Source organism: Mesorhizobium sp. M1A.T.Ca.IN.004.03.1.1, assembly GCF_003997555.1.
Taxonomy (GTDB): Bacteria; Pseudomonadota; Alphaproteobacteria; order Rhizobiales; family Rhizobiaceae; genus Mesorhizobium.
The window spans coordinates 1-505 of record NZ_RZTV01000051.1; the positions used below are offsets into that span (position 1 = coordinate 1).

Sequence of the window (505 nt, forward strand, 5' to 3'; positions counted from 1 at the left end):
ATGGCAGGCCGCTCTCATGCACCCGAAGCCCGGGCGCCTGCCCTGCGATCAGGATGCGCGCGCTCGATGAGATCACCGCCACTGGCCGCGGCTCGTGCGGCAGCCGGTATTCGGGCCCCTTCGCCGGCGTGTCACGACAGATTCGGCAGGACGCGATCTCCCGCCGCAACGTCTCCAGCGTGGCTTCATCGTTCATGGCTTCACTCCCATCCGGAAATCTGCCCGATGAAGCGCAGGACGCCGTCGAAACCGGAACTGTGGCGCGCATGGTCGCGCACATCGCGCGGCCGCTCGAAGGTCCCGGCCCAGAGGCCCGCCTTCCGAGCCTTCGCCTCGGCCTCTTCTTTAGCATAACCGCCATAGGAGATGGCCATGCCCCGCCGCACCATGGCGGCATTGATGTCACCGTCCGCTTCGCTCCGGCAGACGACGAGCAGCCTGTCGTAGCGGTCGCGCCGGCTGCCCTGGCACAGCGTTCCGGATGCCAGCATCATGTCCTGCAGCG

1 protein-coding gene and 1 pseudogene are annotated in these 505 nt (G+C 67.5%); both read right to left on the bottom strand.

The window, feature by feature from the left end:
- A pseudogene (locus EOD29_RS30625) lies at window positions 1–196 on the bottom strand (uracil-DNA glycosylase family protein); the annotation flags it as partial.
- 4 nt (window positions 197–200) lie between these two features.
- On the bottom strand, window positions 201–505 hold a 305-nt coding region (locus EOD29_RS30630; RefSeq protein WP_164763880.1), incomplete at its 5' end, for a thermonuclease family protein.